This window comes from Moraxella sp. (genome assembly GCF_024227015.1).
Taxonomy (GTDB): Bacteria; Pseudomonadota; Gammaproteobacteria; order Pseudomonadales; family Moraxellaceae; genus Moraxella.
Window position 1 is genome coordinate 1 of sequence record NZ_JAAELD010000185.1, and the last position, 513, is coordinate 513.

General features: G+C 45.4%; 1 protein-coding gene. It reads right to left on the reverse strand.

Annotation, left to right across the window (positions count from 1 at the left end; all coding sequences use genetic code 11):
• Window positions 1–257: 257 nt before the first annotated feature.
• A partial coding sequence (locus GY683_RS04155; RefSeq protein WP_297287548.1) for a hypothetical protein occupies window positions 258–513 on the reverse strand: 256 nt, incomplete at its 5' end.

Consider the following 513-nt stretch of genomic DNA (forward strand, 5'->3'; position numbering starts at 1 on the left):
CGGCATTTTTCCAGCAAGACCGATTACATCGTCCAAATATAGTGACAGTGAGATAAACAAAAACATCAACAGCGCGTAAATAAATGCCCCTACGGGCGTATAAATATTGCGCTTCTTCCTACTGCCTGTAGCCAAATTATACAGGAGATCAATCCATTTTGATCGCAGGGTCATAACGGCACCTTCAAAAATAACCTCGACCAAGCATTCATGATCAGCCCTTTGGTTTATACTGCATCCATATTATTGGGACGTGTTTATAATTTTGTAGAAACCGCGCCACCTGTATCAACGAACCGCGATTTTAATTTCCAGGGTCTGCCGGTGTATCTAGTTGTAAATTGACTGCCGGTATTGACCCAGAATTTCTTGCGATTAAACTGATACGCCGGATGATAGTCCACCATCAAAGCCGCCGCAGGTATGGCACCCATGCTGCGAATCTTTTTTTTGCTGGTAGCCTCCAGCAAAAATTCCTTGCCGTTGATGACAGCCACCACCCAGGCGTGGCCC